This is a genomic window from Enterobacter sp. H2G27 (genome assembly GCF_054403075.1).
This window is the reverse complement of the sequence record NZ_JBSVSI010000001.1, coordinates 1,307,928-1,326,776: the sequence shown is the minus strand read 5'-3', so window position 1 is coordinate 1,326,776 and position 18,849 is coordinate 1,307,928. Positions and strand designations below refer to the sequence as shown.

Below are 18,849 nucleotides of genomic sequence, written 5' to 3'. Positions count from 1 at the left end.
GCTCTTACTCTTCCTCATGGCTTGATTCAGGCTCACGATCCCACGATAAACGAGGGTCGAAGGTCATGGCCGCAAACATGGTCATGATCACGACCAGTGCAAACATTAAAGCCCCCATCGCGGGATAAATACTCATCAAACCGCCCATCCGCACCAGCGCAGAGAGAACGGCGATGACAAACACGTCTATCATTGACCAGCGTCCAACAAACTCGACCACTTCATAAATCAGGTGCATGCGTTCGCTGTCGCGCTTCCCATGGCCCTTCGCATCCCAACAGAGCCAGGCGATGGCGATCATTTTTAAGGTTGGCACCATAATACTGGCGATAAAGATAACGCCAGCGACCGGATAGGAACCCTCGCCCCAAAGCAGTATCACCCCGGCCAGGATCGTTGAGGGCATTTTGTCACCGAGCAAATCGGTGATCATGATTGGCAGAATGTTAGCAGGCAGATACAGCATGATGGACGTGACCAGCAGCGCCATCGTCCACTGAAGACTATTTTTACGCCGCACGTGCCCTTTCGTTTCGCAGCGCGGACAAACGTCGAGATCGGCGGGCAGCACGGCGGTACAGCATGGGCAGGAACGCAGCCCCTGACGAATGCCGGGCACGCCGACCTTCACCGTCTGCGCAAGCGTCGGTGCCGGGGCGATATCATCCCACGCCCAGCGCCTGTCAACGCACTGGAATGCACGCAGCTGGAGGACGCAGTACAGACACCACGGAATAAAGCTGCTGCCGATCCCCACGTCGCCGTACGCCATCAGCTTCACGAAACTGACCAGAATGCCCGCCAGAAAGATCTCGGCCATGCCCCAGCTTTTGAGCTGAAAAAGGATACGCGCAAGCCGGATTTTCAGTGATGCGGGCATCCTGACGCGGTTGACCAGTAAAAGGATTACGACCAGGCAAAAAGCCGGGACTATCTGGACAAACAGGAGAAAAAAAGTGCCGAGGCTAGCGTAATCTTCTGAGAACATCACGCCCGGGATCTCAAGCAAATCCACCTGGCTGGTTATCCCACCCACCTTCATATAGATGAAGGGGAAGAGATTAGAGAGCAGCAGCATAAAAAGTGCTGCAAGAGCGTAAGCAGTGGGACGCTGCCGCGGCGCGTCCCACTCGGTTGTCAACGTCGCACCGCAACGTGGACACAGGGCTTTATGTCCGTGACCAAGCTCTGGCAACGCCACGAGCATATCGCATTGCGAGCATAAAATATGCCTGTCGGCATGGTGCTGGTCACACATATGTTATCCCTGTTTATGCGCCGTTTTTCAGAGACTCAAGGTACTCCCAGCGCTCAAATGCTTCTTCCAGGGCTTTTTCAGCCGCGGACAGTTCTGACAGTACTTTCTGAGTATAGTCATGCGATTGGGTAAAGAATGACGCATCAGCAACCTGTTTTTGCAGATCCTCAAGCGCGGCCTCCAGCTCTTCAAGACGCTGCGGCAGTCCCTCCAGTTCGCGCTGCAGGTTATAGCTTAGTTTAGCCGAGGTTTTCTTGACAGTTTCTGCTTTTGTTACAGTAGCTTCAGGACCAATTTTGGACTTTGACTGCTTCGTCGCCAGCGACTGTGCCTGCTGCCCTTTTGCGTCGTGATAACCGCCTACGTATTGACCAATTCGCCCTTCACCTTCGAAGATCCAGCACTCGGTCACGGTGTTGTCAACGAACTGACGATCGTGGCTAACCAGCATCACGGTACCCTGATAGCCGTCGATCAGCTCTTCGAGTAGTTCCAGCGTTTCGACATCCAGGTCATTCGTTGGTTCATCGAGAATCAGCAGGTTACTTGGCTTCAGGAACAGGCGCGCCAGCAGAAGACGGTTGCGCTCACCGCCTGACAGCGCGCGCACCGGCGTCATGGCGCGTTTCGGATGGAACAGGAAGTCCTGCAGGTAGCCCAGCACGTGGCGCGGCTTGCCGTTTACCATCACCTCCTGCTTACCTTCAGCGAGGTTATCCATCACCGTACGGTCCGGATCCAGCTCCGCGCGGTGCTGGTCGAAGTAGGCGACCTCCAGCTTGGTCCCGCAGTGAATGCGGCCGCTGTCGGCCTGCAGCTGGCCCAGCATCAGCTTCAGCAGCGTGGTTTTACCGCAGCCGTTCGGGCCAATCAGGGCGATTTTGTCGCCGCGCTGGACCTGTGCGGAGAAGTCTTTCACCAGCACTTTACCGTCAACCTGGTAGTTGACGTTTTCCATTTCGAAGACAATCTTGCCGGAGCGGGACGCCTCTTCCACCTGCATTTTGGCGCTGCCCATCACTTCACGGCGTTCGCTGCGCTCGCGACGCATCGCCTTCAGGGCGCGCACGCGGCCTTCGTTACGGGTACGGCGGGCTTTGATGCCCTGGCGGATCCAGACCTCTTCCTGCGCCAGCTTGCGGTCGAACTCGGCATTCTGCAGCTCTTCCACGCGCAGGTTTTCTTCTTTCTCCAGCAGATAGGTATCGTAATCGCCGGGATAGGTGACCAGCTTGCCGCGGTCGAGATCGACAATACGCGTCGCCATATTGCGGATAAACGAACGGTCGTGTGAGATGAAAATAATGGTGCCGCTGAAGGTTTTCAGGAAGCCTTCCAGCCAGTCGATCGCTTCGATATCCAGGTGGTTAGTCGGTTCGTCCAGCAGCAGCACCTTCGGCCCGCTAACAAGCGCGCGGCCCAGGGCCGCCTTACGCAGCCAGCCGCCGGAGAGCGCCGACAGCTCCATATCGGGTTCCAGACCGAGCTGTGCCAGCACTTCATTAATACGGTTTTCAAGCTGCCACAGACCGTGGTGATCGAGCATCTCCTGCACTTTTGCAAGTTCGTTGAGGTTTTTGTCGCTCGGATCGGTCATCACCAGATGCGAAATCTCGTGATAGCGCTTCAGGTATTCGGCCTGTTCGGAGATCCCTTCCGCAACGAAATCGTAAACGCTGCCGGTCACGTGACGCGGCGGGTCCTGCTGGAGGCGGGAGACGATCAGATCCTGTTCGTAAACAATGCGTCCGTCATCCAGGCCCTGTTCACGGTTAAGGATTTTCATCAGCGTGGATTTACCCGCGCCGTTACGGCCCACCAGACAGACGCGCTCGTTATCTTCGATGTGCAGCTCTGCATTATCGAGAAGCGGTGAGTCGCTGAAAGAGAGCCACGCGCCGTGCATACTAATTAAAGACATTTATTTTTCCTTTCAGACCGCGGTAATAAACCAGCAGTTATGGATTTGACGGTTACGGGCAAAGTCCTGAGACAGCGTTTTTTGGCTGATTTCTTGTGCTTTCAGTCCCAGGGCTGCTAAGCCGTCATGATCCATACGGAAGCCGCGTTTGTTGTTCGAGAACATAATGGTGCCGCCTTTGCGCAGCAGGCGCTTCAGGTCGGTCATCAGGCGCAGGTGATCGCGTTGAACGTCAAAGCTATCTTCCATACGCTTGGAGTTGGAGAAGGTCGGAGGATCGATAAAGATCAGGTCGAACTGCTCGTCGGTATCGCGCAGCCAGCCCAGCACGTCGGCCTGCATCAGGCGATGCTGACGTCCGGTTAAGCCGTTAAGGCGCAGGTTGCGCTCCGCCCACTCCAGATAGGTGCGGGACATATCTACCGTGGTAGTGCTGCGCGCGCCGCCCAGACCGGCATGCACGCTGGCGCTGCCGGTGTAGGAGAAGAGATTCAGGAAGTCCTTGCCTTTACTCATCTGGCCCAGCATGCGGCGGGCGATACGGTGATCGAGGAACAGACCGGTATCCAGATAGTCGGTCAGGTTGACCCACAGGCGCGCGTTGTATTCGCCCACTTCGATAAAGTCGCCCTTCTCGCCCATCTTCTGGTACTGATTTTTGCCTTTCTGACGTTCACGCGTTTTCAGCACCAGCTTGTTTGGCGCAATACCCAGCACGGCGATGGTGGCGGCAATGACGTCCAGCATGCGCTGACGCGCTTTTTGCGCATCAATGGTTTTCGGCGGCGCATATTCCTGAATCACCACCCAGTCCGCGTAGCGGTCAACCGCCACGTTGTACTCCGGCAGGTCGGCATCATACAGGCGGTAGCATTCAATGCCCTCCTGCTTCGCCCACTTCTCAAATTTCTTCAGATTCTTGCGCAGACGGTTAGCGTAATCTTCCGCCACGCCGGACGACTTGCTGTCGGCCGCCTTCTCCGCCAGATGGTAGTTTTTCTGCACGCAGTCCAGCGGGCCGTTTTTCGCTTTAAACTGGCGATCGGCGCGCAGCTGCAGGCAGCTCAGCAGCTCCGGCGAGGCGCTGAACAGAGACAGGTTCCAGCCGCCGAAGTGGTCCTTCATATTGCGGCCCAGCAGGCTGTGCAGGGCAATCAGCGCCGGTTCGCTGTCGAGACGTTCGCCGTATGGCGGGTTGCTGATGACGGTACCGTACGGGCCTTTTGGCAGCGGGTTGGTCAGGTTCGCCACGTCTTTCACTTCAAAGGTGACCAGCTCGCCGATACCGGCACGGCGGGCGTTGCTGCGCGCACGCTCAATGACGCGAGGGTCGCTATCAGAGCCGTAGAAATGAGAGGTATATTCCGCCAGCCCCTTACGTGCGCGGGTCTGCGCGTCGTCTTTGACCTCTTTCCAGAGCGCTTCATCGTGCTGCGCCCAGCCCTTGAAGCCCCACTGGCCGCGGTGAAGTCCCGGCGCGCGGTCGGTGGCCAGCATGGCCGCTTCAATCAGCAACGTACCGGAACCGCACATCGGATCGAGCAGCGGCGTGCCCGGCTGCCAGCCGGAGCGCATCACAATGGCGGCCGCCAGGGTCTCTTTGATGGGTGCCATGCCGGTACGATCGCGGTAGCCGCGCAGGTGCAGGCCCGCGCCGCTCAGATCGAGGGAGATATTCGCCGTGTCGCCGTTCAGCCAGACGTTAATACGCAGATCGGGGTTTTCACGATCGACGTTCGGACGTTCCTTATTTTTACGGGTGAAGCAGTCCACAATGGCGTCTTTTACGCGCAGGGCACCGTACTGGCTGTTGCGGATCTCGTCGTTCACGCCGTTGAAATGCACCGCAAAGGTAGCATTCGGGGTGAAGATCTCTGTCCAGTCGATCATCTGTACGCCGGTATAGAGGTCAAGATCGCTATAAACCTTGCACTCCTTCATCGGCAGCATGATGCGCGACGCCAGGCGGCTCCACATCAGGCTCTGGTAAATAAGCCGCGTGTCGCCCTCAAAATGGACACCACCCTGAACCACCTGGCACTCTTGCGCGCCCAGGCTTTCCAGTTCAGTTTTTAACAGCTCTTCCAGCCCACGGGCCGTACTGGCAAACAGAGAATTCATATCGTCACTTTTACTCTTAGAAAATTGTCGCGCATTATAGCTAATATGGCGTGTATGTCATAAAGTTGAAGGCTTATTTTCATTCGAGGGAGTGTGCAGTGGCGACGTTATCCAGGCTTTTTATTCATCCGGTGAAATCCATGCGCGGCATCGGCGTCTCTCACGCGCTTGCCGACATGAGCGGATTTGCCTTCGATCGTATTTTTATGGTCACCGAGCCTGACGGAACGTTCATTACCGCACGCCAGTTCCCTCAGATGGTTCGCTTTACCCCTTCCCCGCTTCATGACGGTTTGCACCTTACCGCGCCGGACGGTTCCAGCGCGGTGATTCGCTTTGCTGATTTTGCGCCCGTCGATGCGCCGACGGAAGTGTGGCGCAATCATTTTACCGCGCGCATCGCCCCGGATGAGATTAACCGCTGGCTGAGCGGCTTCTTCTCCCGCGACATGCAGCTGCGCTGGGTTGGGCCTGAACTGACGCGTCGCGTGAAGCGCCACGACGCCGTTCCCCTCTCCTTCGCCGATGGCTTCCCGTTCCTGCTGACTAACGAAGCTTCACTGCGTGATTTGCAAGGCCGCTGCAAAGCCAGCGTTCAGATGGAACAGTTCCGTCCGAACCTGGTAGTAACGGGCGCAGACGCCTGGGATGAAGACACCTGGAAAGTGATCCGCATTGGCAGCGTCATTTTTGACGTGGTGAAGCCGTGCAGCCGCTGCATTTTCACGACGGTGAGTCCGGAGAAAGGCCAGAAACACCCTTCCGGCGAACCGTTGAAAACCCTGCAATCATTCCGCACCGCGCAGGACAACGGCGATGTCGATTTCGGCCAGAACCTGATCCCGCGCTCCAGCGGCGCGATCCGCGTCGGTGATGAGGTAGAAGTGCTCGCCCGTGGGCCAGCAAGGGTTTACGGCTCGGGTCAGGAAGAGGAGTTTGTCGACGTTGAGACAAACGTCGCCGCTGCGGTAGAGATTCACTGGCAGGGCAACGTGATCCGGGGTAATAACCAACAGGTTTTGCTTGAACAGCTGGAACAAGCAGGGATCCGCATCCCCTATTCCTGTCGCGCAGGCATTTGCGGATGCTGCCGCATCAGGCTGGTGGATGGCGAAGTGAGTGCGCTGAAAAAATCAGCAATTGGAAGTGACGGCACAATTCTCTGCTGTAGCTGCATACCGAAAACGTCCGTACAGCTGGAAGCTTAAACCGCCTGCTCGAGGCTGAAGGCATCCACGCGAAGCTGGGGCTTCAGCCTGTCGTTCATGACCTTAATCGCATCCCCAAGCTGCATCGTCCGCCCGGCAATCGTTACGCCGGGCTGCGCCAGCAGACAGAGTGCAGCATTTTCGCCAGGCTCAACCACCAGCAGGCTCACCTCTTCTGCGGTATCGCTCAGATTTACGCTCGCCGCATCGCCCGTTGCCGGGGTCCAGTTCATGCCGTGGGGCAGGAAATGCCAGCTCTTTGGCATTTGCGGTTTCAGGAAACGGATAGCCACCAGCGCATTTAATACCAGCTCGGCGCGCTGCTCTTTAGAGAGCACCAGATCGCGGCATTTTTCCTCAAAGGAGAAATAAAGCGCTGCATCGTCAACGCAAAAGCCCGACGGGGAAAACGCATCCGGGGTTAACATTCGGCGGGCAAAACGAGAACGAAACAACATGCCATTGGCTAAGTCGAGCATCATTCGGTCATGCTCGTCGCAAAAATACCAGCGCCAGTTATCGTCAGGTTTAATTCGCATGTGTCTCTCCCGTCCCCAAACGTCCTGTACTAAAAATGTCCTGTTTGCCGCCTCGTTTATAACACCATTAATAAAAGACTATAATGACTAAATAAGCAACAGTGACGGAATATAAAACAACCAGGGCTGGAAATAAAGCCCTGGTTATCTGATTAAGAGAAAAGATTAGATATGAGTAACGATTTCTTTAATCAGCGGCGGTCCTTTAAAAATAAAGCCGGAATAGATCTGCACCAGCGACGCACCCGCCGCCATTTTCTCGCGCGCAGCAATCACGGAGTCAATGCCGCCGACGCCAATAATCGGCAGACGACCTTTTAATTCCGCAGACAGGGCGCGAATAATTTCGGTGCTTTTTAATTGTACCGGACGGCCACTTAACCCACCCGCTTCGTCACAGTTTTTCATTCCCTGCACGAGGGAACGATCGAGAGTGGTATTGGTTGCAATCACACCATCAATATTATGGCGAACCAAACTGTCGGCAACCTGGATCAATTCTTCGGGAGAAAGATCCGGGGCGATCTTAACCGCGACCGGAACATATTTATGGTGGATCGACTGAAGTTCATTTTGTTTATTTTTAATGGCACTCAGAAGATCGTCCAGCGCTTCGCCATATTGTAAAGAGCGCAGCCCCGGGGTATTGGGTGAAGAAATATTCACCGCAATATAACCGGCATAGGCGTAGACTTTTTCCATACAAATCAGATAGTCATCTTTACCCTGCTCTACCGGCGTGTCTTTATTTTTGCCGATATTGATGCCTAATATCCCGTCAAAATGGGCTTTTTTTACATTCTCAACCAGGTGATCAACACCGAGGTTATTAAAGCCCATGCGGTTGATCAGCCCTTCGGCTTCCACCAGTCGGAACAGGCGCGGCTTGTCATTTCCCGGCTGCGGGCGCGGGGTGACGGTACCGATTTCAATGGAGCCAAAGCCCATCGCGCCCAGGGCATCAATGCACTCGCCATTTTTGTCCAGACCGGCCGCCAGACCTAGCGGATTTTTAAAGGTCAGCCCCATGCACTGCACAGGTTTTACCGGCACATTCTGACGCACCAGAGCGGCCAGCGGCGTTCCGGTAATACGACGTAATTGCTGGAATGTAAATTCATGAGCGCGCTCAGGGTCGAGCTGGAAAAGGGCTTTACGAACGAAGGGGTAGTACATGAACTCTCCTGGATTCCCGGTGTGCAAACCGGGAGGGGATTATGGGCGATCCAGGCGCGAAAGGGAATTGACCTGCGGCAAAAAATCAGCGCAAAACGCAATCGTTTACCTTCCCGTCTATTTCTTATGCACTTTTTCGCATTTTAATTGCAGATAAATCATTTAGTGGAATAACCGTGCGGTGTCACACTCCTGAAAATTGTTATGAATGTTAGATAAAAGCAAACAATTAGTTATAAGGAGGAAGTATGCGCGTCATTACCCTTGCCGGAAGTCCACGATTCCCATCGCGCTCCAGCGCCCTGCTGGAATATGCCCGCGAAAAACTCAATGCTCTGGATGTGGAAGTGTGCCACTGGAACCTGCATAACTTCGAACCTGAAGATCTGCTTTATGCCCGTTTTGACAGCCCTGCGCTGAAAACGCTCATCGAGCAGCTTAACGGCGCTGACGGCTTAATAGTGGCAACGCCCATTTATAAAGCCTCTTTTTCCGGCGCGCTGAAAACCCTGCTCGATCTGCTTCCGGAACGCGCCCTGGACGGCAAAGTCGTGCTGCCGCTGGCAACGGGCGGTACGGTTGCCCATTTACTGGCCGTGGATTACGCCCTGAAGCCGGTACTGAACGCGCTGAAAGCGCAGGAGATCCTCCACGGGGTTTTCGCCGATGACTCGCAGGTCATTGACTATCAACACAAACCACACTTTACGCCCAACCTGCAAACCCGCCTCGATAACGCTCTGGAAACGTTCTGGCATGCCCTTCACCGCAGAGATATCCAGGCCCCGGCGTTTGGTCAGCCTCAAGGAGTCGCACATGTTTAAAACGTTCACCCGTATCGGTCTGGCAGGTCTGATGGCCCTTACCTCGCTGGCCCATGCCGCAGAAACAGCTCCGGAAAGTTTACGCATCGGGTATCAGAAAGGCAGCGTCAGCATGGTGCTGGCGAAAAGCCACCAGCTTCTGGAAAAACGCTTCCCGGATACTAAATTCTCCTGGGTGGAGTTCCCTGCCGGCCCGCAGATGCTGGAGGCCCTGAACGTCGGCAGTATCGATCTCGGCAGCACTGGCGATATTCCGCCCATTTTCGCCCAGGCCGCGGGAGCGGACCTCGTCTATGTAGGCGTGGAGCCGCCTAAGCCGAAGGCCGAGGTGATCCTGGTGCCTGAAAACAGCGACATTAAAAGCGTCGCCGACCTTAAAGGACATAAAGTTGCTTTCCAGAAAGGTTCCAGCTCACACAACCTTTTGCTGCGAGCTCTGCAAGAGGCCGGACTCAAGTTCACCGACATTCAGCCCGTCTACCTGACTCCCGCTGACGCGCGCGCCGCGTTCCAGCAGAAGAACGTTGATGCCTGGGCCATCTGGGACCCGTACTACTCCGCCGCATTGCTGCAGGGCGGCGTTCGCGTGCTGAAAGACGGTACCACGCTGAAGCAGACCGGCTCGTTCTATCTGGCCGCACGTCCTTATGCGGAAAAGAACGGCGCATTTATTCAGGGCGTGCTGGAAACCTTTACCCAGGCCGATGCCCTGACCCAGACCCAGCGTCAGGAGAGCATTTCCCTGCTGGCGAAAACCATGGGCTTACCTGAGCCGGTGATCGCGAGCTATCTCAACCACCGTCCGCCGACCACCATTACCCCGGTGGACGCACGCGTCGCCGCGCTTCAGCAACAAACGGCTGACCTTTTCTATCAAAACCACCTGGTGCCAAAACAGGTCACTATTCGCGAACGCATCTGGCAGCCCGCAGGCAAAGAAGGAGCTAAATCATGAGTCTGAATCTTTTCTGGTTTTTACCCACCCACGGTGATGGACACTATCTTGGTACAGAAGAGGGCTCGCGCCCGGTTGACCACGGCTATCTGCAGCAGATTGCGCAGGCGGCGGACCGAATCGGTTTCACTGGGGTGCTCATCCCGACCGGACGTTCATGTGAAGATGCCTGGCTGGTCGCCGCATCAATGATTCCGGTCACCCAGCGTCTGAAGTTCCTGGTTGCGTTACGTCCTAGCGTCGTCTCCCCTACCGTGGCGGCACGCCAGGCGGCAACGCTGGACAGACTGTCCAACGGCCGCGCCCTGTTTAACCTGGTGACGGGCAGCGATCCGCAGGAGTTGGCGGGCGACGGCGTGTTCCTCGACCATACCGAACGCTATGAAGCTTCCGCCGAGTTCACCCGCGTCTGGCGACGCCTGCTGGAAGGTGAAACAGTTACCTTTGAAGGCAAGCATATTCACGTTCGTGACGCGAAACTCTACTTCCCGCCGGTACAGCAGCCGCGACCGCCGCTCTATTTTGGCGGATCGTCGGATGTGGCCCAGGATCTGGCGGCAGAACAGGTCGATCTCTATCTGACCTGGGGCGAACCGCCTGAGTTGGTGAAAGAAAAAATTGCCCAGGTACGCGCTAAGGCGGCCGCCCATGGCCGTAAGGTGCGCTTCGGCATTCGCCTGCACGTGATTGTGCGCGAAACCAGTGAAGAAGCCTGGCAGGCGGCGGACCGCCTGATCTCCCATCTGGATGATGAAACGATCGCCAGAGCCCAGGCCGCATTTGCCAAAACCGACTCCGTCGGGCAGCACCGGATGGCATCCCTGCACAACGGCAAGCGCGAGAATCTGGAGATCAGCCCGAACCTGTGGGCGGGCGTTGGTCTGGTGCGCGGCGGTGCGGGCACGGCGCTGGTCGGCGACGGACCGACCGTGGCCGCGCGCATCAACGAATACGCCGAGCTGGGTATCGACAGCTTCATTCTCTCCGGCTATCCGCATCTGGAAGAGGCGTACAAGGTGGGCGAGCTGTTATTTCCGCATCTGGATGTCGCCATTCCGGAAATTCCACAGCCGCAGCGGCTTCAGCTTCAGGGCGAAGCCGTGGCGAACGAGTTTATTCCACGCAAAGCCGCGCAGAGCTAAGGAGCGACCATGTCTGCCACCTCACAAAAATGGCTGCTGCGCGCCGCGCCGTGGTTTTTACCCGTCGGCATTGTGGCACTCTGGCAGCTCGCGTCGTCCACCGGCTGGCTGTCGAGCCGCATTCTGCCCTCTCCGGAGGGTGTTGTAGAAGCGTTCTGGTCGCTGAGCGTCAGCGGTGAGCTGCGGCAGCACCTGGCGATCAGCTCCTGGCGCGCGGCGATCGGGTTTTCCATCGGCGGCAGCATCGGTCTGGTCCTGGGCCTGATCAGCGGTCTTTCACGCTGGGGCGAGCGGCTGCTGGACACCTCCATCCAGATGCTGCGCAACGTGCCGCATCTGGCGCTGATCCCGCTGGTCATCCTGTGGTTTGGAATTGATGAGAGCGCCAAGATTTTCCTCGTGGCGCTGGGCACGCTGTTCCCCATTTACATCAACACCTGGCACGGCATCCGCAATATCGATCGCGGTCTGGTCGAGATGGCGCGCAGCTACGGCTTGTCCGGTTTTTCCCTGTTTATTCACGTGATCCTGCCGGGCGCCCTGCCCTCTATTATGGTCGGGGTGCGTTTCGCGCTCGGCCTGATGTGGCTAACGCTGATTGTGGCGGAAACCATCTCGGCCAACTCCGGGATTGGCTACCTGGCGATGAACGCCCGCGAATTCCTGCAAACGGACGTGGTGGTGGTTGCGATTATCCTTTACGCCCTGCTCGGCAAACTCGCCGACGTCAGCGCCCAGTGGCTGGAGCGCAGCTGGCTGTGCTGGAACCCGGCCTATACCCTTCAGGAGGCGAAAGCATGAATACTGCACGACTGAATCAGGGGACACCGCTACTGCTGAACGGCGTCACTAAACGCTACGGCGATAACACCATTCTTAACGGGCTGGATCTGCATATTCCCGCCGGACAGTTTGTGGCTGTTGTCGGGCGCAGCGGCGGCGGAAAGAGTACCCTGCTACGGCTTCTGGCCGGACTGGAAGCCCCCAACGGCGGCGACATTCTGGCAGGGACAACGCCGCTTTCGAATATCCAGGACGATACCCGCATGATGTTCCAGGACGCGCGCCTGCTGCCGTGGAAAACGGTTATCGACAATGTCGGGCTCGGTCTTAAGGGCAACTGGCGGGATGAAGCCCGCCAGGCGCTGGCCGCCGTTGGGCTGGAAAATCGCGCCGATGAATGGCCTGCAGCACTTTCGGGTGGGCAGAAGCAGCGCGTGGCGCTGGCGCGCGCGTTAATTCACCGTCCGGGCCTGCTGTTGCTTGATGAACCGCTGGGCGCGCTCGACGCCCTGACGCGAATCGAAATGCAGGATTTGATTGGATCTCTCTGGCAGGCACACGGCTTTACGGTACTGCTGGTGACGCATGACGTGAGCGAAGCCGTCGCAATGGCCGACCGGGTGCTGTTAATAGAAGATGGCAAAATAGGTCTGGATCTGACGGTAGATCTTCCGCGGCCTCGTCGCGTGGGCTCGGCAAGACTGGCGGAGCTGGAAGCGGAAGTTTTGGATCGAGTGATGAAGCGAGGGGGGACGGAGTTACAGCGAGCTAAGGCTAATGCCTGATGCCCTCACCCCGGCCCTCTCCCACAGGGAGAGGGCCGGGTTAACTTTTATTACGCTAAGGCTTTAGCAATCTTCTCGTACAGATCGCCAGACAGGTTTTCCAGCCCTTTCAGCTGCTCAAGCGCGGCACGCATTTTCGCCTGACGCTTCGCATCGTAGCGTTTCAGACGGATCAGCGGCTCAATCAGGCGCGACGCCACCTGCGGGTTACGGCTGTTCAGCTCGGTCAGCATTTCCACCATGAACTGATAACCGCTGCCGTCTTCGGCGTGGAACGCGGCCGGGTTGCTGCTTGCAAACGCGCCAATCAGCGAACGCACGCGGTTCGGATTGCTCAGGGTAAAGGAACGATGCTTCAGCAGGCTGCGCACGTTGCTGAGCGCATCGGCCGCCGGGCTGGTCGCCTGCAGGATGAACCACTTGTCCATCACCAGGCCATCCTGATGCCACTTGTCGTCGTACTCCTGCATCAGCGCGTCGCGGCACGGCAGCTCAGCGGCAACGCTTGCACCCAGCGCGGCCAGCGCGTCGGTCATGTTATCCGCTTCATGATACTGCTTGCTCACAAGGGTGTTCGCGAGCTCGGTTTCACCAAACGCCAGGTAGCGCAGGCAGGTATTACGCAGAGAACGTTTACCAATGTCCGCGTGCTCAACGCGATAAGCATCAAGCTTGTTGGCGTTATAAATGGCGAGGAACTCGTCCGCCAGCTCAGCAGCCAGCGTACGGGTCAGCGCTTCACGCACCGCCACGATCGCGATCGGATCGATAATCTCGAACAACTCGGCGATTTCCGTTGCTGACGGCAGGGTCAGAATTTCAGCGGCGAGCGCCGGGTCAATCTTCTCATCCAGCAGGATCGCGCGGAACGCGTCAGCCACGTGCACAGGCAGCGACAGCGGCTGGCCCTGCTGGTGACGGTTTACGTTGATCTTGATGTAGGTCGCCAGCAGGCTTTGCGCCGCATCCCAGCGGGAGAAATCGTTGCGCGCGTGACGCATCAGGAACGTCAGCTGCTGATCGCTCCACTTGTACTCCAGCTTCACCGGCGCGGAGAATTCGCACAGCAGAGCAGGCACCGGCTGGAAGTAGACGTTATCAAAGATAAAGGTCTGCTCGGCCTGGGTCACGTTCAATACGTGGTGTACCGGGTGGCCGCCCTTCTGCAGTGGGATGACTTTGCCTTCGTTATCGTACAGCTCAATGCTGAACGGAATATGCAGCGGGTATTTCTCTTCCTGCTCTGCCGTCGGCGGCGTGCGCTGACTGATGGTCAGCGTGTACTGCTCGGTTTCCGGATTGTAGTCGTCTTTGACGGTAACAATTGGCGTACCGGCCTGGCTGTACCAGCGGCGGAAGTGGGAAAGATCGACATTAGAGGCATCTTCCATCGCCTGCACGAAATCGTCGCAGGTGGCCGCGCTGCCGTCATGACGCTCGAAGTAGAGCTGCATCCCTTTCTGGAAGTTCTCTTCCCCCAGCAGGGTGTGGATCATGCGGATAATTTCTGCGCCTTTTTCGTACACCGTCAGGGTGTAGAAGTTGTTCATCTCAATGACTTTATCCGGGCGGATCGGATGCGCCATTGGGCTGGCATCTTCTGCAAACTGCAGGCCGCGCATGGTTCGCACGTTGTTGATGCGGTTCACCGCGCGTGACCCCAGATCGGAGCTGAACTCCTGATCGCGGAAGACGGTCAGGCCCTCTTTCAGGCTCAGCTGGAACCAGTCGCGACAGGTGACGCGGTTACCGGTCCAGTTGTGGAAATATTCGTGGCCGATGACGCGTTCGATATCGAGATAATCTTTATCGGTAGCGGTATCGGTGCGCGCCAGCACGTATTTGGAGTTAAAGACGTTGAGGCCTTTATTCTCCATTGCGCCCATGTTGAAGAAATCAACGGCGACGATCATATAGATGTCGAGGTCATATTCGAGGCCGAAGCGCTCTTCGTCCCACTTCATGGAGTTGATGAGCGAGGTCATCGCCCACGGCGCGCGGTCAAGGTTACCGCGGTCTACGAACAGCTCCAGCGCCACCTCGCGGCCTGAGCGCGTTTTGAAGGTGTCACGCAGCACGTCGAAGTCCCCCGCCACCAGCGCAAACAGGTAGCACGGTTTCGGGAACGGATCCTGCCACTGAACCCAGTGACGGCCATTCTCCAGCTCGCCTTCACCTACGCGGTTGCCGTTGGAGAGCAGGAAGGGATACAGGGTTTTATCGGCGATGATTTTGGTGGTGAAGCGCGCCAGGACGTCCGGGCGATCGAGATACCAGGTAATGTGGCGGAACCCTTCCGCTTCACACTGGGTACACAGCGCCACGCCAGACTGGTAAAGCCCTTCCAGCGCGGTGTTGGCGGCCGGGCTGATTTCATTCACGATGCGCAGCGTAAACTGTTCCGGCAGGTTGTCGATGACCAGCTGGTTGTTTTCTTCTTTATAGTCCGACCAGGCTTCATCATTGATATGCAGGGAGACCAGCGTCAGGTCTTCGCCATCCAGACGCAGCGGAACGGCGGTTGCGCTGTGGCGCGTCACCTGACTCACCGCCGTGACAACGGTTTTTGTGGCATCCAGGTCAAAAGTCAGATCGATTTCGCTAATCAGGTAATCCGGCGCACGGTAGTCGTGGCGGTATTTGGCTTGTGGCTGTTGTGTCATAGAAAACCTTATGCATCGTTTGTCGAGTAACGTTTCAATATATTCCTGTTGCGCAAATCGCGCTATGCAGAATGTTCATCTTTTCAGGGTCAAAACCCTTTTTTGCTACATTTGTATAACACGGGGCACAAAATGCCCTCGACCATAAAACGCGCTTATGTTGTGATCGGGGTTCAATAAATCACTAAACAAGGTATACTCCGGAGTTGTTTATTGTACTAAACGCTCCTGTGAGAGGATGCTACTGCGCACCTATGACTCAATTCGCTTCTCCAGTTCTGCATACGTTGCTGGATACCGACGCGTATAAACTGCATATGCAGCAAGCCGTTTTCCACCACTACTATGACGTTCACGTCGCGGCGGAATTCCGCTGTCGTGGCGACGACTTGCTCGGTATCTACGCAGACGCCATTCGTGAACAGGTCGATGCTATGCAGCATCTGACGCTGCAGGACGAGGAATATCAGTGGCTTTCTGGCCTGCCTTTCTTCAAAGCCGACTACCTGAACTGGCTGCGCGATTTCCGCTATAAGCCGGAGCAGGTCACCGTGCTTAACGATAACGGCAAGCTGGATATTCGCCTTGAAGGTCCGTGGCGGGAAGTGATCATGTGGGAAGTGCCGCTTCTGGCGGTGATCAGTGAACTGGCTCACCGCTACCGTTCGCCGGAAAAAGGCGTCGAGCAGGCGGTCGCCGCGCTGGAAAATAAACTCGCTGGCTTCTCCACGCTGACCGCAGGGCTGGACATGTCCCGCTTCCGCCTGATGGACTTTGGTACGCGGCGCCGTTTTTCGCGCGACGTACAGGAGGCCATCGTTAAACGTCTGCAGCAGGAGCCGTGGTTCGTGGGCACCAGTAACTACGATCTGGCCCGTCGCCTCAACCTGACGCCAATGGGTACCCAGGCGCACGAGTGGTTCCAGGCGCATCAGCAGATCAGCCCTGACCTGGCCAACAGCCAGCGCGCGGCGCTGGCCGCATGGCTTGAGGAGTACCCGAATCAACTCGGGATCGCCCTCACCGACTGCATTACGATGGATGCCTTCCTTCGCGACTTTGGACCTGAATTTGCAGAGCGATATCAGGGGTTACGCCACGATTCAGGGGATCCGATCGAGTGGGGCGAGAAGGCGATTGCCCATTACGAGAAACTTGGCATTGACCCGATGAGCAAAGTGCTCGTCTTCTCGGATAATCTCGACCTGGCGAAAGCGGTCGAACTCTATCGTCATTTCAACACCAGAGTGAACCTGAGCTTCGGGATTGGTACCCGGTTGACCTGCGACATTCCTCAGGTAAAACCTCTGAATATCGTGATAAAGCTGGTGGAATGTAACGGCAAGCCGGTGGCGAAACTCTCCGACAGTCCGGGTAAAACCATCTGCCATGACAAAGCGTTTGTCCGCGCATTGCGCAAAGCGTTCGATCTCCCCTTGATTAAAAAAGCCAGTTAAGCGCTTACGGGAGCCTTTATGGCTCCCTTCCCTTATTTATTTCTCAATTCTTCTCTTTTGACTGCGAAATTTACTTGTCTGATAGCGGATGGCAGGTAACATAGATATCCCCCCATAAGGGTGGACAAGTGTTTATTTTTTCCGACTATTAACAGAGAGAATATTATGAGCGTTGTGCCTGTAGCCGACGTACTCCAGGGCCGTGTCGCCGTTGACCAGGAAGTCACCGTGCGCGGATGGGTGCGTACCCGCCGAGATTCTAAAGCTGGCATCTCCTTCCTCGCCGTCTATGACGGTTCCTGCTTTGATCCTGTACAGGCCGTCATTAATAATTCTCTGCCCAATTACAATGATGACGTTCTGCACCTGACAACGGGCTGTTCCGTCATTGTTACCGGCGTGGTTGTAGCATCACCGGGTCAGGGCCAGAGCTTCGAAATTCAGGCTTCTGCCATTGAAGTCACCGGCTGGGTTGAAGATCCGGATACCTATCCGATGGCGGCTAAACGTCACAGCATCGAATATCTGCGTGAAGTGGCCCACCTGCGTCCGCGTACCAACCTGATTGGTGCGGTGGCGCGCGTGCGTCATACGCTGGCGCAGGCGCTGCATCGTTTCTTCGATGAACAGGGTTACTTCTGGGTGTCGACCCCGCTGATTACCGCGTCCGACACAGAAGGTGCCGGTGAGATGTTCCGTGTCTCAACGCTGGATCTCGAAAACCTGCCGCGCACGCCGGAAGGTAAAGTGGACTATGACAAAGACTTCTTTGGTAAAGAGGCCTTCCTGACCGTTTCCGGTCAGCTCAACGGCGAAACGTACGCCTGTGCGCTGTCTAAGATCTACACCTTCGGCCCTACCTTCCGCGCAGAAAACTCCAACACCAGCCGTCACCTGGCGGAATTCTGGATGCTGGAGCCGGAAGTGGCGTTCGCCGACCTGGACGATGTTGCGGGCCTGGCGGAAGCGATGCTCAAGTACGTCTTCAAAGCGGTGCTGGAAGAGCGTCCTGACGACATGAAATTCTTTGCAGAACGCGTAGACAGCGATGCAGTAGCGCGTCTGGAGCGTTTTGTCTCAGCCGACTTTGCGCAGGTGGACTACACCGACGCGGTGGCGATCCTCGAGAAATGCGGTGAGAAGTTCGAGAACCCGGTTTACTGGGGCGTAGACCTGGCGTCTGAGCACGAGCGCTATCTGGCCGAGAAGCATTTCAAAGCGCCGGTTGTCGTTAAAAACTACCCGAAAGACATTAAGGCCTTCTATATGCGCCTTAACGAAGACGGTAAAACTGTGGCAGCGATGGACGTCCTGGCGCCGGGCATTGGTGAAATCATCGGTGGCTCTCAGCGTGAAGAGCGTCTTGACGTGCTGGACGCGCGTATGGAAGAGATGGGGCTCAACCCAGCTGATTACAGCTGGTACCGCGATCTACGCCGTTACGGTACCGTACCGCACGCCGGTTTTGGTCTGGGCTTCGAGCGTCTGATTGCCTACGTGACCGGTGTTCAGAACGTACGCGACGTGATTCCGTTCCCACGTACTCCACGTAACGCCAGCTTCTAATCGCTAAAAGACTAAAATGGCCAGCAGATGCTGGCCATTATTTTATTCTGTATTGTCAGTTTTCGTCAGCTTAAAGTCAGCGTCTTTAAACCTTCGCCCCGTCACAACCACTACCTGTTACGTTTTGTTTCCGCGAAACATCCAGCCACAAAAAATAAACCCTATTCTTATTGCGATTATTTCATCATCGGGCAATAGCACAAATTTCAACCATTTTTACAGCCATCCAGAAGGCTTTCAGGAGTCATAAGAAAAAACGGGTCGTTTAGCGTCTGTTTATATGAATTGCCTTTATCCAAATTAATCATAAGGAATTCATATATATAGGATATGCTCTGTTGTTTAATTCGCCAGGGCACTCTGAAGTTTGAGGTGGTTCACAAAGTTCCCAAAAATACATATTTAGTTACACATATTTTCTTTCTGTTACTCAATCTTGAGAATTGTAGCA

Annotated in this window: 14 protein-coding genes; 8 read left to right on the top strand and 6 right to left on the bottom strand. The window is 56.2% G+C overall.

Annotated elements, in window-relative coordinates:
* Positions 1-4 precede the first annotated feature (4 nt).
* From pqiA to rlmKL, 3 genes are read right to left on the bottom strand one after another with little or no spacing between them, the layout of a single operon-like run.
* On the bottom strand, positions 5-1,258 hold the full coding sequence (gene pqiA, locus ACW9E7_RS06140) for a membrane integrity-associated transporter subunit PqiA (RefSeq protein WP_023335152.1): 1,254 nt from the start codon (positions 1,256-1,258) through the stop codon (positions 5-7).
* 13 nt (positions 1,259-1,271) lie between these two features.
* Positions 1,272-3,179, bottom strand: coding sequence for an ABC transporter ATP-binding protein (locus ACW9E7_RS06135; protein WP_127730291.1), 1,908 nt, complete (start codon positions 3,177-3,179; stop codon positions 1,272-1,274).
* Positions 3,180-3,191: 12 nt separating this feature from the next.
* Positions 3,192-5,300, bottom strand: a complete 2,109-nt coding sequence (gene rlmKL, locus ACW9E7_RS06130; RefSeq protein ID WP_458727413.1) for a bifunctional 23S rRNA (guanine(2069)-N(7))-methyltransferase RlmK/23S rRNA (guanine(2445)-N(2))-methyltransferase RlmL — start codon at positions 5,298-5,300, stop codon at positions 3,192-3,194.
* A gap of 98 nt (positions 5,301-5,398) precedes the next feature.
* Here rlmKL and ACW9E7_RS06125 point away from each other — a divergent pair, with 98 nt between their 5' ends.
* Entirely contained in the window at positions 5,399-6,508 is a 1,110-nt protein-coding gene (locus ACW9E7_RS06125; protein WP_458727412.1) for a YcbX family protein, read from the top strand.
* Here the strand turns inward: ACW9E7_RS06125 and zapC are convergent.
* Positions 6,505-7,047 (bottom strand): cell division protein ZapC, encoded by a 543-nt coding sequence (gene zapC / locus ACW9E7_RS06120; RefSeq protein WP_032651189.1) that lies wholly within the window; start codon positions 7,045-7,047, stop codon positions 6,505-6,507. The two genes, ACW9E7_RS06125 and zapC, sit on opposite strands and share 4 nt — an antisense overlap.
* A gap of 165 nt (positions 7,048-7,212) precedes the next feature.
* A complete protein-coding gene (gene pyrD / locus ACW9E7_RS06115) occupies positions 7,213-8,223 on the bottom strand; it encodes a quinone-dependent dihydroorotate dehydrogenase (protein WP_111964548.1) in 1,011 nt (336 codons plus the stop codon).
* Between the two features lie 248 nt (positions 8,224-8,471).
* Between pyrD and ssuE the strand changes: the two genes are divergently transcribed.
* From ssuE to ssuB, 5 genes are read left to right on the top strand one after another with little or no spacing between them, the layout of a single operon-like run.
* Positions 8,472-9,047, top strand: coding sequence for an NADPH-dependent FMN reductase (gene ssuE / locus ACW9E7_RS06110; protein ID WP_008499940.1), 576 nt, complete (start codon positions 8,472-8,474; stop codon positions 9,045-9,047).
* Entirely contained in the window at positions 9,040-10,002 is a 963-nt protein-coding gene (locus ACW9E7_RS06105) for an aliphatic sulfonate ABC transporter substrate-binding protein (protein WP_458727411.1), read from the top strand. The genes ssuE and ACW9E7_RS06105 overlap by 8 nt, the downstream gene beginning before the upstream one ends.
* Positions 9,999-11,144, top strand: a complete 1,146-nt coding sequence (gene ssuD / locus ACW9E7_RS06100) for an FMNH2-dependent alkanesulfonate monooxygenase (protein WP_111964550.1) — start codon at positions 9,999-10,001, stop codon at positions 11,142-11,144. Before ACW9E7_RS06105 ends, ssuD begins: the two co-directional genes overlap by 4 nt.
* Positions 11,145-11,153: 9 nt before the next feature.
* Positions 11,154-11,945 carry an aliphatic sulfonate ABC transporter permease SsuC gene (gene ssuC / locus ACW9E7_RS06095; RefSeq protein WP_458727410.1) on the top strand — a complete coding sequence of 264 codons (792 nt, stop codon included), beginning with the start codon at positions 11,154-11,156 and terminating at the stop codon, positions 11,943-11,945.
* A complete protein-coding gene (gene ssuB / locus ACW9E7_RS06090) occupies positions 11,942-12,712 on the top strand; it encodes an aliphatic sulfonates ABC transporter ATP-binding protein (RefSeq protein WP_458727409.1) in 771 nt (256 codons plus the stop codon). Before ssuC ends, ssuB begins: the two co-directional genes overlap by 4 nt.
* A 50-nt stretch (positions 12,713-12,762) precedes the next feature.
* Here the strand turns inward: ssuB and pepN are convergent, their stop codons facing one another.
* Complete coding sequence (gene pepN / locus ACW9E7_RS06085; RefSeq protein ID WP_115874643.1) at positions 12,763-15,375, bottom strand: aminopeptidase N; 2,613 nt, start codon at positions 15,373-15,375, stop codon at positions 12,763-12,765.
* 254 nt (positions 15,376-15,629) lie between these two features.
* On the opposite strand from pepN, the gene pncB reads away from it, so the two are divergent.
* Both pncB and asnS read left to right on the top strand, forming a co-directional pair.
* On the top strand, positions 15,630-16,832 hold the full coding sequence (pncB, locus tag ACW9E7_RS06080) for a nicotinate phosphoribosyltransferase (protein WP_149366276.1): 1,203 nt from the start codon (positions 15,630-15,632) through the stop codon (positions 16,830-16,832).
* Positions 16,833-16,997: 165 nt separating this feature from the next.
* A complete protein-coding gene (gene asnS, locus ACW9E7_RS06075; RefSeq protein ID WP_111964555.1) occupies positions 16,998-18,398 on the top strand; it encodes an asparagine--tRNA ligase in 1,401 nt (466 codons plus the stop codon).
* The last annotated feature ends 451 nt before the right edge of the window (positions 18,399-18,849 follow it).

What these genes read in the sequence shown, in the direction of transcription:
- pqiA (WP_023335152.1), bottom strand. Translation starts at nt 1,258, where the DNA reads ATGTGTGACCAGCACCATGCCGACAGGCATATTTTATGCTCGCAATGC.
- ACW9E7_RS06135 (WP_127730291.1), bottom strand. Translation starts at nt 3,179, where the DNA reads ATGTCTTTAATTAGTATGCACGGCGCGTGGCTCTCTTTCAGCGACTCA.
- rlmKL (WP_458727413.1), bottom strand. Translation starts at nt 5,300, where the DNA reads ATGAATTCTCTGTTTGCCAGTACGGCCCGTGGGCTGGAAGAGCTGTTA.
- zapC (WP_032651189.1), bottom strand. Translation starts at nt 7,047, where the DNA reads ATGCGAATTAAACCTGACGATAACTGGCGCTGGTATTTTTGCGACGAG.
- pyrD (WP_111964548.1), bottom strand. Translation starts at nt 8,223, where the DNA reads ATGTACTACCCCTTCGTTCGTAAAGCCCTTTTCCAGCTCGACCCTGAG.
- ssuE (WP_008499940.1), top strand. Translation starts at nt 8,472, where the DNA reads ATGCGCGTCATTACCCTTGCCGGAAGTCCACGATTCCCATCGCGCTCC.
- ACW9E7_RS06105 (WP_458727411.1), top strand. Translation starts at nt 9,040, where the DNA reads ATGTTTAAAACGTTCACCCGTATCGGTCTGGCAGGTCTGATGGCCCTT.
- ssuD (WP_111964550.1), top strand. Translation starts at nt 9,999, where the DNA reads ATGAGTCTGAATCTTTTCTGGTTTTTACCCACCCACGGTGATGGACAC.
- ssuC (WP_458727410.1), top strand. Translation starts at nt 11,154, where the DNA reads ATGTCTGCCACCTCACAAAAATGGCTGCTGCGCGCCGCGCCGTGGTTT.
- ssuB (WP_458727409.1), top strand. Translation starts at nt 11,942, where the DNA reads ATGAATACTGCACGACTGAATCAGGGGACACCGCTACTGCTGAACGGC.
- pepN (WP_115874643.1), bottom strand. Translation starts at nt 15,375, where the DNA reads ATGACACAACAGCCACAAGCCAAATACCGCCACGACTACCGTGCGCCG.
- pncB (WP_149366276.1), top strand. Translation starts at nt 15,630, where the DNA reads ATGACTCAATTCGCTTCTCCAGTTCTGCATACGTTGCTGGATACCGAC.
- asnS (WP_111964555.1), top strand. Translation starts at nt 16,998, where the DNA reads ATGAGCGTTGTGCCTGTAGCCGACGTACTCCAGGGCCGTGTCGCCGTT.